We start from the raw sequence: 14,696 nt of genomic DNA on the forward strand, positions 1-14,696 counted from the left end.
GTTTTTCAAGAGGGCGTAATCCTGCGAATGAGCGAGCATACGTGAGAAAATTCCTTAATACCGAGGGAAGTAATGGGCAGGATAATTCAATTGGCTTATCAAATATGACTTCTATACGAAATTCGCCAAATCGGTTCCACGATGTGAGAACCGTGCGATCAAAGATGCAGGACACAGCTGGGATCCATGTAGATCGTCCAGATGCAGTAGTACAGGCGATCTGGGATTTGATCGATAGACGGGGCAAGTGATTTATTTCAAAATCCTTCAACGACGACGTTATTGTATTTGAGGACGGGGCATATCAAAATGCATAACGCGGTGAAGGAGCTGCTGCCAATACTCCTCTTTTGTTCACTTAACAAACAGGAAGTAGAACGTGGTTTAAGAATGGGCATATCAACGAGGTAAAGTAACCCTTATTTGGTAAAATTAGTGGAATGATTAACTTCTTCCCCTGCCGTAAAATAGAAAAGCAAAACTAAACAACATGGGGGAACACATTAGATGAAAAAGACAATATTGATTACTATTATTGCAAGTTCGACATTGTTTGGAGGTATTGCAGGTGCTACCGCTACGTCTGTATTTTCCGATTCAGGTTGGTGGACTCCTGCCGCTGAGTGGGCTAATAAACACAACCTAATGACTGGAATGGGTGACGGTAGTTTCGGTGGAGATAAGTATGTAACTCGTGGCCAGTTAGCACAGGTATTAAAGAATATGGCTGACGCAGGTATTATCACCATCAATAATACTTCGACTCCAACACCTAGTCCGACACCTACGCCAACACCGACTCCGTCACCTGTGCCCGTCCAAGGAAAGGTTCTGGTTGATACTCCGAACGTGAAAGTTACCTTTACTGGTATGACATCCGAAGGCTACCCGACGTTTACGATTCAAAACAAGACTGGCAAAGCCGTTACAGTACAGATTGACAATATGGCTATCAACGGGATTAGTTCGGACATCTTGTTAATGAGTGAGACAGTAGCACCGAACAGCACTGCCCGTAATGTTGAAGCAACTACGGAGGATTTCAAGGATATTCGCACAGCGGACACAATGACAGGCAAGTTTTTGGTACTTGACCCTGACACGTTTGACCGCATTGAGACACCAACGTTCTAAGGAAAGACTGCGGCATCGAGGCAAACAGTGTTATTGAAGCATTTAGTACATGGATAGGGTTTCAAACTAGTATCTAAAAAACGGGATGGGTGTAACGTGCCTGTCCCTTTTCTTTTACATAGGCTATGTTAAATCTTAATGTTGATTTTCGTCCTAAAGAAAACCGCCCTATTGAAAGGCGGTTAAAATTTAGCTATTGTATTCGATAGTTTAATCACGACATGACGGCAGCCGGCACACGATCGGCTGCCGTTGTTCGTTCAACTAACGGAGTACAAGAGCGCAGCGGTGGGGCCGATCAATCGTTTTTTTATTGCAGTCCCGCTCTTTAAACAAACGGGCAGCTAATCAAAACAAAAAAGCCCGTCCTCAAAAGAAGAGAATCGGACTAATAGTGGCACAGTACAGTATATGACAGGAGGACGTGAATCTATACTTTGAGCAATGTAGGCTTTATTGGCTGACCTAATCATTAATAGGGATCACGTAATGGTCAGTCGAAATCACGGCATCTTGACATGTGTAGCCCCTGAAGGGAGTCCCGTCTGATCTTTACGGGGAAGAATTCATTTGAGCTAATCCAAGTATCTACGAAGAACTTCTTGGACTTATGAGATCATCCAAATGAATCGTTAACGTAACGGGCACGATAGTTCAAATACGACATGACGGCAGCCGGGCACACGATCGGCTGCCGTTTTCCGTTGAATGGGCAGGAATGCGTAATTACTTCGCGAATTACCTACTTCTAGGAAAAATATGAAGCGGAGGAATTGCTGAGATAATCTTATTGACTGGATGGTGCTGAGATATGAAAATAAGGTTTTTATTAATAATGGTACTTATGACTTTTACTGCTCTTTCATTAACGGGGTGTGTGCCTGGCGATGGAGTGAATAATTCTCATCATCCCGCAGGTTTTTTCTGGGGGATTTGGCATGGCTGGGTTGCACCTGTTTCACTCATTATTGGCATTTTTAAGCACCAAATTCGAGTATATGAAATATATAACTCAGGCTGGTGGTACGATTTAGGGTTTTACATTGCTGTCATTAGCGGCTTTGGCGGGATATCACTTTCTCGACGAAAAAGAGTAAAACAAGAGTAGCTTTATGATTAATCCTGCATTTTTGAAAGTCTCAGTTGTAGGTATAATAACGGAAAGTCTCAATGAACTCGCACAAAGTCTCGTTTATAACCATTAGACCGACCAATTTGACTTGATTTTAGTCTCAATTGTAACCATTACGCACACATTGGATTGTGAGTAATGATTACAAACTGAGACTGATTATAGAAACAAATGAGACTTTTATAGGTACGAATGAGACTCAAAATAAAAAGCCAGTTAGATCAAAGCTTTGATCTGACTGGCTTTTTAACGATGAAGGAACTCATTGACCCGTTTTCCCTCAGCCCGTGAACACTAGCGATTGGCAGATCTTCAGTGCGCCTTAGATGCGCTTGCTTGTATCATGCCCTTATAGGGCTGATTTAAGCCGGTGGTTATGAATTATTTTTTAACAACGGGCACCCAAAATTCCCCATAGAAAGTGCCGTCGCCGTTATCTATGCGATAAGTTGCATTTGGACCGCCGATGTATGCATAGTCGGTGATATGGGCCAAGACTTCGCCAAAAGCACGGTAAGTCAGCTGATCAAACAAAGTTTCTTTGTCGCCATTTCCTGCGACCACGATGTACTCGCTCTCTGGAAACTCGATGATGCGCGTTGCGTCAGCCACTGATTTTCCAGCTTCTACAGCAAAATAATTCCACGGTTTTCCTTGATAAACCTCGTTCACTGACCATTCGCGATCGTCTTTGGCGGCGTTTTTGAGCTTATCAAAACGCCCGTCAGCCTTGAGTCTGCCCCAAAACTCAGCTTTTTCCTTTTGCAAAGCCTGCATGTCTTGAAAATTTGATTGGATTGAAAAACCATAAGCGGTCAATGTGAAAGATTTTTTGTGTTCAAGTGAGTAATTTGTCATGTGAGTGCTCCTATTATCCAGGTTTAACTTCTGAGAGGTCAGGCTCCGCTACAAAAGGCTCACGATCGGTAATCCCGGGATTTGTTGCTACGATTGGATTTCCAGTATATCTAAAATTACTTTGCGCCGAACTCAGCGAATTGTAGCAACCCCGACGAGTTCAAAAAGGGCATAGCCGTCGCCAAAATTGCAAGAATAAAAATGAAGTGAGGTTTTCAAGTGTTTTTCTTCTTAAACCAAGGTCTGTCAAATTTGACAGACCTTGGTTTTTGATTTCGTCGAATGAGACGGAGATTAGCCTTCGACTTTCTTTACACGAAGCCACATTTCGCCATAGAATTCACCGTTTTCAGCAGCTTTGACGAATGTTGAGTTACCAGGACCAACGTATTTGTAGTCTGTGATTTCTTGCAACATCCCGCCGAAAACTTTGCCTGTGATTTCGTCAGCAAGGCGGTCTTTGTCAGCGCCTGTACCAGGCACGACGAGGTAGTCGCCAGCGAGGAAATTCAGGACGACCGCACCTTCTACGTCGAATTCACCCATGACGCCGAAGCCGCGCCAACCCTTGCCGTCGATGACGTAGTTGATTTGATATTCTTGCCCGTCAGCGAGCGCGAGAAGTTCAGCAAGCTTGCCGTTTTCAGTGATTTCAGCTTTTTTCGCTGCAGTTTTTGCTGCATTACCTGCCCAATCGTTGTAGTCTTCAAGTGAAACACCGAAAGCAGTCATTTTGTAGTTTTCCGAGATTGTTTGGATTGCGTAATTAGCCATTTTGTTCTCTCCCTAGTGGATTTATTTTTTACAAGATTGATTCTATTAGCCGAATGTATCAAAAAATGATACTCTTTATTGAAAATCAAGAAAGTAAAGTTTTATCTATCAGTACTGACATTTTTTTTTGCTACATTTTTGGTACAATAAAATCATGAAGAAAACAGAACGAGTGAACTTGATCATGCGCTACATCAATAACCGCGCGCATTTTACGATTGCCGAGATTCAGCGGGAGTTCAAGATTTCCCGCGCGACGGCGATCCGCGACATTAACGAGATTCAGGCAATGGGTTTTCCGCTGACGACCGAGCTTGGACGCGGTGGCGGCTACTTTGTCCTGCAAAATCAGTATTTGCCCGCCGTCCGGTTCACTCCAGAAGAGCTGAAGGCGATTTTTATCAGCTTTATCGCCTCGAAAAATTCGCAGCTGCCTTATCTGCAAAATCGCCGTTCAATCACTGAAAAACTTATCGGCATCGCTTCGCAAACCCAGCAAGACGAGCTGATCGAGCTGAATAATATCTTGCTTTTTGAAAATACAAATCCTGCCAACCCTAATCTTTTGGAGCTCGATGATGCGGCGCCTGCGGAGCTGAACCAGCTGATTTCGCTTGCTGTGCGGGACAGGCACTTGCGCTTGACTTATGAGCTGAGTCCGGGCTGGCCGCAGTTGATGGACGTTTTTTTGCTGCATATTTTTAACTCGAACGCTCAGTGGCGGGTCGAGGTTTATGATTTTGATACGGATGAGTTTCGTTATTTGCCTGTTGAGATGCTGCGGGATTCGGTAATTTCTGAGCAGGAGATGAAGTGGTCTGAGCAAGAGATTTTAAGCAAAAAACTGCTTGGTGCCCGTGAGTCCAATCTTGTTGTGAAGCTTGATATGACTGGGATTCAGCGTTTTAAGCGTATGCACCCGCCGGGGATTATGTTGTCCTTTACTGGGATGTTTCAGTCGAGCGGGATTTTCAATGTTCAACTGGATGTGACCGATGTTGAGACGCTGGCGTATTATGCGGATTGGCTTTTGTTTTTGGGGAAAGGGGTCGAGTTTGAACGGATTCCTGATGAGCTGCGCGTGATTTTGGAAGAGCGTTTAAGGGTACCGCCAACACGTTAACGAAAATGCACGCTAAGTCAATAAATGCACTACCCCATGTACGTGGCTGTTTCCCCAAAAATCGAAATAAGTGAAGAACCTAGGCGTAAACGGCGGTGTTTGTGTGGTGTAAGTCGTTTTGACGGTGAATCGGCTTGTAGAGTGTTCCGTTGAATTATCGCGCCAACAATCTCGGAAGCAAAATCTATTGCGGAAAGGTTTTCCGACTTTTCATCGAACCGTCTAATGTTTACCATTGAGAGTCTGGACGGCGAAAATGTGGGTGGAATTAACCTGAACAGCATTGATGAAAGAAACGGTACATTCAGCATCGGAATTCGAATCGACAGAGATCACCGGGGGAAGGGTTACGGGACCAGGGCTGTACATATCCTCTTGAGGTTTGCTTTCTTCGAGCGAAGACTCAATAAGTTCAATGATTCCGTGATTATATTTTGCTGAAGAGTACTACGCCTATGGGGATGCAACGAAGATTTATTCGAGGTTAACAACATGAGATCTTTAGGTCATTCCGATAATGGAGAACGATATATAGCTCAATTACCACATAACGGCAGTCGGCACTCGAGCGGCTGCCGTTGTTCGTTGAACTAATAGGTCAGGATTGCGAAACGAATCTCAAATAAAGTTGATAAAAAATGACATACAGAATTTGATCAGCCATGATAAGATTATCTAAAAAAACGTCCGATCGTTGCCTTATTGGGGTGATAATTACGAGCGAAAATGCAAGAATGTATTCGACGAAACGTATTCGAGGGAAAAATTCCGAAGGTTACAAACCCAACCTTGTTCCAAGTGCATTCAAATTGCTTCACAATAACCAAAGTAGGGAGGAAGTAAATATGTCGGAGCAAACGAACAATGTAATTACTGGAACGAAGGATAAGCTGATCGAGTACGTAGATCATGTTCAGTTGCCGGTAAACGATATCGCAAAAGGAACCGAGTGGTACTCCAAAGTGCTTGGATTAGAGGTTATGGCTCAAGGATGGTTAAAATTTGGTCAGGGACCACTATTAATGCTTCATCGCAGCAGTAAAGACACGAAAGTTGCATGGTTATCGGAAGATGACTTTCCAATGCCCGCTTTTATGTTTTTGACCAAAAATATTAAAGCATTGCACGCCACATTAACCGAGAACAATACGCTGATCAGAATATACCAAGAGGAAGACTTCGGTTGGGTGATTAAGTTCGTGGATCCGTTTGGAAATGAATTAGGTGCGTATGAACCGAAAGAATAGGATAAGTTGTGAACTGTCATAACGCTGAACTAACGCTGAACTAACGCTGAACTAACGAAGAACAATAGCACAATATCGACAGGCTGCCGGCATTACGGCGGCCTGTTCGAACGGGCAGGATACTTACAATAGTCGATTTATTTTATCATGATAGATTTTTGTCCCTATTGGTATCTTTATTAGTGGAACGAGTCTACTTAGGGAGGATGATAAATGAAACAATGGTTCAATCTGTAATCGAGAATCGAGTCGCCGTAGTGTGTATCCGTGTTGATAACTATCCGAATGTAGAGCCCTTCTATAAGGATTTTCTCCGGCTGCCTCGTGCCAGGGGAAACGGTTCATGTACCGGCTACTTCGATATGCAGAGAACTGGGATTCTCATCGTTCAGGATGATCAAAAATAATCTGAATCAAAGGAAAATAAATACGCGATCGCCGCCAAGGAAATCGATACTGCATATGCAATTTTGAGGGATACAGGTGTTACCGTAAGCGACATTGTGACCCACGGCAATGGACATCGACAATTCAATATCACCGATCCTGAGGGAATATCTTGACTCTCATTAAATCTGGACAGAGAGCAGTTCTTATCGAAAAATGTGTGCTTACTTTCCAAAATAAAAATCAAAGGAGTTCAGGCTATGAATTGGCGGATTGAAGAAAGAGAAGCGTTTGAAGTTTTTGGTATTGAACGAAATTTCAGACTCGATGAAACCGAGAAAATTCCGGTTTTTTGGGATGAGTGCCGTCAAAACGGCAACTACGAAAAATTATTTGACGCTGCAGGAGGAGCGCGTTACCCAGATGGTCGTGGTCTTCCACTCGAGGATGGAAGCTTTGTGATAAATGCGGTATGTGGTTATTCAGATCTGGGCGACAATATCTACCCCTACTTGATTTGCGCACTGAAAAAGACGGACAATAATACAACAGGTTTTAAAGTCGTGCAGATTCCGAAAACCACCTGGGCAGTATTTAGAAGTGAAAAAACAGACCAGATAGGTGCGGAAATTCCCATTCTATTCAAACAAGCAAATAGCGAATGGCTCCCATCCTCCGATTATGACCATGCAATCGGGCCAAATATGGAAATTTACTATACTGCACCTGATGGTAAATACTTTGAGGAATTATGGATTCCGGTGAAGAAAGCATTATAGAGCAATTACATTTGATTGTTTACTATAGTGGACAGTGAACCAGTATAGTAAAAGGAATAACAAAAAAACATTTCCTTGAATACAAGTTAAAATAACGTCGATGCAATCCACCGGGTATCGAGGAGATTATACGGCGGCCTGTTCAACTAACGGCCAGCTTAGTAGAAGCAAAGAAGGGCTAAGCTGATTTACTAACAATAAAAGCATATTCCATAAATTAGGGGTGCGGTTGATTTTATGAAAGCGGATGCAATTGAAATTATTGATGTCCCTGTATTACAATTTATCATTTTTCAGGGAAAATCTAGCTTGGATTGGACTGGATTACCGGAGCAGGGAGGCTGGGTCATATCAAAAATCGTAAACCAGATTAAGAGGATAACGAAAGAGACGCTTGGGTATCAGTTTAAGTTGATGCCTGCTGAATACATTTGGCACAAGAAGCATGATGATGGGCAATGGTCTTTTACACAATTCATGCAGGTCCCCGATATTGTTACATATGACATGTATGATAAAGCTAAATCACTTGTGGATAAGCGATATATAGATCAACTGGTTCCAGTAACCAGATTCATCAGTGAGAAGCAAGGACTCTGCGCGCAAAAACTTCATCGTGGACATCATTATGAGTGTCATCTAACTTTTGATGAAATTGTCGAATATATAAATCAAAAAGGATACAAAATCAGAGGCGAACGACGCGAGATTCTCGTCAATTGGTGTAGCCCCATCTCCGACAGGTGGTCGACAATTGTGCGAGTACCTATTGAGTGATCTATTCGTTCTTGTCTCAAATCGCGGAAAAGAATAGGCAGTTACGCTCTAACGGGGGCGATAGTTCAATCATGACATGACGGCGGCCGGCCCAAAGATCGGCTGCCGTTTCCTGTTGAAGTAAACGGGCAGGATAGTGTGGTCTATTGTGGAATATTTTAGTGGTTGTGATGATTACTAATGTGGGTGGGATGACACGTATGCAGCTTCGAGCCCTGGATCCCTCCTGTTGCAGCACGTTAAGCTTTCAGATGCCACTTCTGAAGAGGAGAAAGCTATATTGTTGGATGAAATAAGAAGGAAAATCTTTAACTAGTGAGGGTAGAATATGGACTATGTTACGCACTATTTCAGAAAAGGAGCATTACCTTTTCAAAGTTTATCCGCACTGTCTGAATCAGAGGCTCTAAAAATAATGGAGAATCTTTCAGGTGATTCACCTTTGGTTTCAAGATTTAAGCAGCCGAAGAAGTACATGGAAGATAGACTAGAAACAGAGGAATGGTTAAGGAATAGTTTTATTAAAAAAGGAGGTCAACCAGAAGCCGAATATCCCTTTTATACACTCCTGGGAACTTCAGATATCGTAGAAGAACATGCAGGATCCCAATATGACAAGATTAGTATACCGATATCAATTTTTGATGAGCATGATATTACTTTCACGTATCCAGATAGTATGGTATCCTATGGGACTTGGAAGTATAAACCTACCGAACATTATCAAGCTGAATATCACGGACGTGTTTTTACACTTTCTGAAGCCAGAGTACTCTTAATAAGTAATGTAACAGAACTGCTTGGAAAGAAATGGACTTTTTCAGAACAAACATTACCTTATATTGAAGCTCAGATATGGAACCATAAGAAAGTTTTAACTTATATCGGAAATCGACTTATCGTTGAACTATCGAGGAACGATAGCATTCCTGTAGAGCGTTAATTTTGAGCTTTGCAAAAAAATGAGCGCCTCGGTACGATGGGAGTACGCAACGGGTCATAGCCCTTAAAATCCCATCATCTAGGAGGACGCTCTACTATGAAGTTTAAAGCGCAGAACAAACAAAATCAACTCATTGAAAAAATTACCGCTCAGCATCTTGTCGTGGGGATCGACATCGCCCAGCAATTTCATGTCGCACGTGCAGTTAACTTCCGTGGAATCGTAGTCGGTAATCCCATATCCTTCTCGAATGATGAAGAAGGATTTCAAAATCTTCTACGGTGGATTCATTCACTTCAAGCAGCTCATAGTCTTAGCTTGGCAATTGTGGGCATGGAACCTACCGGTCATTACTGGCTTAACCTCTCTAAATGGCTCTCCGAGCGTCGATACGAGGTTGTCCTCGTCAATCCTCATCTCGTGAAAAAGAATAAGGAAAACCGTGACAACAGGCCATCTAAGAGCGACAAAAAGGATGCTCTCGTTATTGCCGACATGGTTAAGAACGGCTACTACTCGTTCACTCGCAACACACCTGAAGCCTTTCAAGAGCTTCGAGTCTTTCTCTCGAATCGGGACTCTGTTGTGACGAGACTCGTTAGTGCAAAGAATCAAATCCACCGTTGGGTTGACGTTGTGTTCCCTGAGTTGCGACAAGTCTTTAAAAACCTTATGTGCAAAGGCTCATTAGCCACATTACGGCTTTTCTCAACACCTGAAGAACTGGGGAAATTAGAGCCACAAGACGTGGTACTCAGTTGGAAGTCCCTAATGAAGCGTCAACCTGGTGAAAGAAAGGCTCGAACTCTTATTGCTCTTGCCAGGCATTCTGTTGGCTCTAAACAAGCTACAAATGCGTACAAGCTTCATTTAAAGCAGCTTCTCGCTGAATACGATCTTGCTTGCCAGCAGCTGAAAGTAGTAGAGACAGAGATTATTGCTGTATTAGACCGCATTCCGTTTGCTAAATCTATGCTTGCTGTAAAAGGGATTAACGCCATTTCATTAGCTGGAATTCTTGGTGAGGCAGGGGATTTAAGCGGCTTTGTACACGGCAATGCATTACTTCGGCATGCTGGCCTCAACCTCGCTGAAGCAAGCTCTGGCAAATGGACAGGGCAGATGAAAATTAGTAAACGCGGACGATCTCGCCTTCGGCGTTTCATCTTCATGATGACGATGAGTTTGGTGGGGAACAATCCAGAATTCAAAGCTATGCATGCGTACAATGTACAGGTGAAAAAAATGAAGAAAATGAGGTCTCTTATGAAACTGTGCGGTAAATTAGCTCGTATACTCGTTGGAATGGCTCGCGGCAACGAAGTCTACAATCCTCATAAAACGATGCCACTTCAGCTAGCAGCTTAAAGTAATATCCAACCGTTTCGTCGTACAAATTTTGGCTTATTCGCGGGATTTCAAAAGAAAGCACGGAATACCGGATTCGATTGAACCAAAGGGCAAAGACCCGTAACGATAGCAAGACCGGCCTCCACCCCTTGGACAGGCGTAACGAAGGAATGAGAGGGCAAAGACCCGTTGAGACATGGGAGTGAAAACCTCCAGGGGCGGCGTGGAGAAGCGTGCAGTATATGGAAGGATATGGGGTTTTGAATCTCCCCTCTATTTCCTCACGCCTTCATGTTGTCCCGGTCCTCAACTAGGGCTGCTTTAATAATCATCCGTTAATCTGGCAAGGGCGAAATCCTGCGGATAAGCGAGCATTTGTGAGAAAACTGAATCGTACTGAGGGAGTTCAATCACCAAATGACGGCAGCCGGAACTCAATCGGCTGCCGTTGTTGCTGAGGTAAACGGGCAGTATTACTCTGCCCCCCTTACTCGGAGTATTTTTACTGCTCCCACACTTCCTCTTTCTGGTAAAATAGTTTAATCTGATAGAAGACAACAAGATACCTACCGGATGGAGACCATCTATTTTACTCCAAAGGAGATGTTGTCCATGAGCAATTCCGCATCGGCAGTCCGGTTGATCCCGAGAGAAATCCTTTTCGGCAACCCGGACAAAACGCAAGCGCGGCTATCTCCGGATGGCGAGTACATTTCGTATTTGGCTCCAGATGAGGGCGTTCTCAACATCTGGGTCGGTCGTGCCGGAGAGCACACGTCAGAGCCTATTACTCATGACCGCGATCGAGGCATCCGCTGGTATTTCTGGGGGTACGACAACAAGCATATCCTCTACGGGCAGGATGCTGGAGGCAACGAAAACTGGCGGCTCTATTCTGTCAATCTGGAGAACAAGGAAGTCAGGGACCTGACACCGTTCGAGAATGTGCAGGCGCAAGTCATCAAAACCAGCAAGGATCATCCGGACGAGGTCCTCGTCGCGCTGAATAAGGAGAATGTAGCCGCGCATGACGTCTATCGCCTTACCATTGCAACTGGAGAGCTATCGCTTGTCGCCAAAAACCCCGGTAACATCCTCGGCTGGGTGGTTGACGCCGATCTACATGTGCGGGGGGCCGGCGCCGCCACGCCGGACGGCGGGGCTGACCTGCTGGTCCGCGACGACGAGGGCTCCGATTGGAAAACGATTGTGTCCTGGAACAGCGAGGACGCCATGTCTAGCCGTCCAATCGGTTTCACCAAAGACGGCAAGGAGCTGTTCGTCATCGATTCGCGAAATACGAACTCGGGCCGTCTGGTCCGGATGAATGCCCAAGAAGGGACATACCGTGTAGTAGCGGAGGACCCGCAATACGATGTCGGAGAAGTCATGCTCGATCCCGATACGTATGAGGTTCAAGCTGTTGCGTTCGTCAGGGAGCGAAAACAATGGGCGGTGCTGGATGCGGCGGTGGAAGAGGATTTTGCAGCGATTCGCAGTCTGCATGACGGAGACTTCCAGATCAGCAGCCGTGATCTCGAAGACCGCAAGTGGCTGATCACATTCCAATCCGACAGGGAGCCGTCCGCTTACTACACCTACGATAGGCAAGCCCGCGTAGGAACGTTCCTGTTTCATGCCAATCCGGTTCTGGCTGAGTACGAACTGGCGGCGATGGAGGCGGTATCTTTTACATCGCGCGACGGCCTGACGATTCACGGCTACATCACGTTTCCGCTGGGACAGCGGGAGGACGTATCGATGGTACTGAACGTACACGGCGGACCGTGGGGGAGAGACCACTGGGGCTTTCATTCCGTGCATCAGTGGCTGGCGAACCGGGGCTATGCCTGCCTGTCTGTCAACTTCAGGGGCTCGACTGGATACGGGAAAGATTTTCTCAACGCAGGCAATAAGGAGTGGGCGGGCGCCATGCATAACGACCTCGTCGACGCCGTGGAATGGGCGGTGCAGATGGGTTATGCGAACCCGGACCGAGTGGCGATATACGGTGGGTCGTACGGCGGCTTCGCGGCATTGGTCGGCGCGACGTTCACCCCGGACTTGTTCTGTTGCGCAGTGGATATTGTCGGCCCAAGCAACTTGGTCACGCTGATCCGCTCCGTTCCACCGTATTGGGCGCCAATGCTTGCCATGCTTCACAAAAGGGTCGGCAATCCCGATCTTGAGGAAGAGTTCCTCAAATCCCGGTCCCCGTTGTTTAAAGTCGATGCGATCAAAATTCCGCTGCTGATCGCTCAGGGCGCCAACGACCCGCGAGTTAAGCAAGCCGAATCGGAGCAGATCGTCGATGCGGTCAGAGAGAGGGGACTGGACTACGAGTATTTGCTCTTCCCGGACGAAGGGCACGGCTTCGCCAAGCCGGAGAACCGACTGAAGTTCTATGAGACAGCCGAGAAGTTTCTCGCCAAGCACTTGGCCGGGCGAAACGAATAATCGATTTATTATGCTTGGAGGGTCGACCGAGTCAAGTTCGTGTATATTGCGGGCTTTCAGTTATCGGACAATGTTCTTGTCAATTGGAGATGTCAAGAAACTTGTCCGATTGCCACGGAATGTGGATAACCAGTCTTGCCACGTGGCTGTGACCAAGGAAACGCCGCCCCGACACGACGTGCGGTGTCAGATGAAAAAGCATCGATTCTTTAACGGGCACGATAGCTTCACGACGAACAGGCAGCCGGGATCAACGGTTGCCTGTTCAAACTATCGGGCAGGATATTTAGTAATGGTAAGGTGAACCCTACCATAAATAACGGCAAGTTTTTTCCGGAATTCCTTAAGGGGCTATGTGTAGGGTTGGGAATATGATATCGCAGGAATGGTGCATGTAACATTTGTTTTTTGATTGGAATATTCCCGACACACCCCGCGGAAAGAAGAGGTTATGGTGAACCGGAGGCGGTTCTCCAAGGCCGGGAAAGAGTGTCGGAAGTGCCAATCTGGCAGCGTCTCGTAGATTCAAGTTCAATGTCTCTTATTATGAAACAACATCGAATTTCAAAGTATTTCGATGTACTACGATATATTCACCTGTTGATTTATTCATTACTTGAGACACTTCTTCGGTATGTGTTATCTCAATCCAATCCTTTTGTATCTCCACCAATATTTTTACTTCCACATTATTTTCTCCGTATTTTAAACCACTATAAGATAATTTCGTCATTGTCTTCATTCCTTTCTTCATCATGAATATGTGTCGAATGCGATAATGCGTTCACCCTCCCCATGGAAAGCTAACTTTCCACAAAGAAAGCATATCGTGCAACCTGATCAATGTCAAGTTCGCTTTCCATTTTGGCAATAAAACAGGCCATCCCACAAAGGATGGCCCCAAAAGTTACAGACAGCGCGGAGAACCGTATCACAAGTAACGGCAAATTTACGCGTAGCGCCGAAATGGTATAATATAGAAAAGTCTGAAGAATTAAAAGTCTGACGAACACAAAGACGAGGAGTTGAAGTTATGAAATTTCTGCTCACATCTGGAGGCATCAAGAACAAAAGCATACACGACGCGCTGGTTGACATGCTGGGCAAGCCGATCGCCGACTCCAATGCCCTGTGCATCCCCACCGCGATGTACGGACACCCCTGGGTCGGCCCCGGCATCAAAGCCTGGCAGTTCATCAGCGGGAATTCCGAGGATCACATGGTTGACCTGGGCTGGAAGTCCGTCGGCGTGCTGGAGCTCACAGCGCTGCCAAGCATCGACGTAGACCGCTGGGTGCCGCTGGTCCGGGAGACGGACGTCCTGCTGGTGGCGGGCGGCGACGCCCTCTACCTGTGCCACTGGATGCGACAATCCGGATTGGCAGACCTTTTGCCGTCGCTGCAGGCAGTTTATGTGGGACTGAGCGCCGGGAGCATGGTGATGGCACCTAACATTGGTGAATTCTTCGTTGGCTGGACTCCACCCGGCGGTGGCGACGAAACGCTGAGACTGGTCGATTTTTCAATCTTTCCCCACCTGGATCACGAGATGCTTCCGTATAACACGATGGCTGCAGCAGAGAGATGGGCTGCCGGGATGCAGGGGCCAGCGTATGCAATTGATGATCAAACCGCCATCAAAGTGATCGATGGAGCGGTCGAAGTTGTATCCGAAGGGCATTGGAAACTGTTTACGCCATGATCTTACTATGCTGCTAGCTTCTTGGTGCAATCT

Annotated in this window: 15 protein-coding genes; 12 read left to right on the top strand and 3 right to left on the bottom strand. The window is 45.7% G+C overall.

Translation table 11 applies throughout. The features are described 5' to 3' along the window. The first annotated feature begins 507 nt into the window (after window positions 1-507). Complete coding sequence (locus ACI5FR_RS33595) at window positions 508-1,134, top strand: S-layer homology domain-containing protein (protein ID WP_405462707.1); 627 nt, start codon at window positions 508-510, stop codon at window positions 1,132-1,134. 811 nt (window positions 1,135-1,945) lie between these two features. Continuing rightward, the gene (locus ACI5FR_RS33600) at window positions 1,946-2,242 is read left to right on the top strand and encodes a hypothetical protein (RefSeq protein WP_405462709.1); all 297 of its coding nucleotides are present in this window, start codon (window positions 1,946-1,948) and stop codon (window positions 2,240-2,242) included. A gap of 405 nt (window positions 2,243-2,647) precedes the next feature. On the opposite strand, the gene ACI5FR_RS33605 is transcribed toward ACI5FR_RS33600, so the two are convergent. After that, window positions 2,648-3,124: a GyrI-like domain-containing protein gene (locus tag ACI5FR_RS33605; RefSeq protein ID WP_405462710.1), complete on the bottom strand. Its 477-nt coding sequence runs from the start codon at window positions 3,122-3,124 to the stop codon at window positions 2,648-2,650. A gap of 294 nt (window positions 3,125-3,418) precedes the next feature. After that, window positions 3,419-3,898, bottom strand: a complete 480-nt coding sequence (locus ACI5FR_RS33610) for a hypothetical protein (protein WP_405462711.1) — start codon at window positions 3,896-3,898, stop codon at window positions 3,419-3,421. Window positions 3,899-4,082: 184 nt separating this feature from the next. Here ACI5FR_RS33610 and ACI5FR_RS33615 point away from each other — a divergent pair, with 184 nt between their 5' ends. From ACI5FR_RS33615 to ACI5FR_RS33655, 9 genes are all read left to right on the top strand, one after another. Further along, window positions 4,083-5,021: a helix-turn-helix transcriptional regulator gene (locus tag ACI5FR_RS33615; protein ID WP_405462713.1), complete on the top strand. Its 939-nt coding sequence runs from the start codon at window positions 4,083-4,085 to the stop codon at window positions 5,019-5,021. 225 nt (window positions 5,022-5,246) lie between these two features. Then, entirely contained in the window at window positions 5,247-5,462 is a 216-nt protein-coding gene (locus ACI5FR_RS33620) for a GNAT family N-acetyltransferase (protein ID WP_405462714.1), read from the top strand. Window positions 5,463-5,866: 404 nt separating this feature from the next. Next, window positions 5,867-6,268, top strand: coding sequence for a VOC family protein (locus tag ACI5FR_RS33625; protein WP_405462715.1), 402 nt, complete (start codon window positions 5,867-5,869; stop codon window positions 6,266-6,268). A 434-nt stretch (window positions 6,269-6,702) separates the two neighbouring features. Beyond that, window positions 6,703-6,831, top strand: a complete 129-nt coding sequence (locus tag ACI5FR_RS33630) for a VOC family protein (RefSeq protein WP_405462727.1) — start codon at window positions 6,703-6,705, stop codon at window positions 6,829-6,831. Window positions 6,832-6,915: 84 nt separating this feature from the next. Further along, entirely contained in the window at window positions 6,916-7,434 is a 519-nt protein-coding gene (locus ACI5FR_RS33635) for a GyrI-like domain-containing protein (protein ID WP_405462717.1), read from the top strand. 237 nt (window positions 7,435-7,671) lie between these two features. Further along, on the top strand, window positions 7,672-8,211 hold the full coding sequence (locus ACI5FR_RS33640; protein ID WP_405462718.1) for a hypothetical protein: 540 nt from the start codon (window positions 7,672-7,674) through the stop codon (window positions 8,209-8,211). Window positions 8,212-8,539: 328 nt separating this feature from the next. Then, a complete protein-coding gene (locus ACI5FR_RS33645) occupies window positions 8,540-9,154 on the top strand; it encodes a hypothetical protein (protein WP_405462720.1) in 615 nt (204 codons plus the stop codon). Window positions 9,155-9,250: 96 nt separating this feature from the next. Continuing rightward, a complete protein-coding gene (locus ACI5FR_RS33650; protein ID WP_405462721.1) occupies window positions 9,251-10,522 on the top strand; it encodes an IS110 family RNA-guided transposase in 1,272 nt (423 codons plus the stop codon). 594 nt (window positions 10,523-11,116) lie between these two features. Next, entirely contained in the window at window positions 11,117-12,961 is a 1,845-nt protein-coding gene (locus ACI5FR_RS33655; protein WP_405462722.1) for a S9 family peptidase, read from the top strand. A 544-nt stretch (window positions 12,962-13,505) separates the two neighbouring features. Here the strand turns inward: ACI5FR_RS33655 and ACI5FR_RS33660 are convergent. Next, window positions 13,506-13,694, bottom strand: a complete 189-nt coding sequence (locus ACI5FR_RS33660; protein ID WP_405462724.1) for a hypothetical protein — start codon at window positions 13,692-13,694, stop codon at window positions 13,506-13,508. A gap of 300 nt (window positions 13,695-13,994) precedes the next feature. Here ACI5FR_RS33660 and ACI5FR_RS33665 point away from each other — a divergent pair, with 300 nt between their 5' ends. After that, window positions 13,995-14,663 carry a Type 1 glutamine amidotransferase-like domain-containing protein gene (locus tag ACI5FR_RS33665; protein ID WP_405462725.1) on the top strand — a complete coding sequence of 223 codons (669 nt, stop codon included), beginning with the start codon at window positions 13,995-13,997 and terminating at the stop codon, window positions 14,661-14,663. The last annotated feature ends 33 nt before the right edge of the window (window positions 14,664-14,696 follow it).

The sequence above is a fragment of the Paenibacillus sp. HJGM_3 genome, from assembly GCF_045062745.1.
Taxonomy (GTDB): domain Bacteria; phylum Bacillota; class Bacilli; order Paenibacillales; family NBRC-103111; genus Paenibacillus_AA.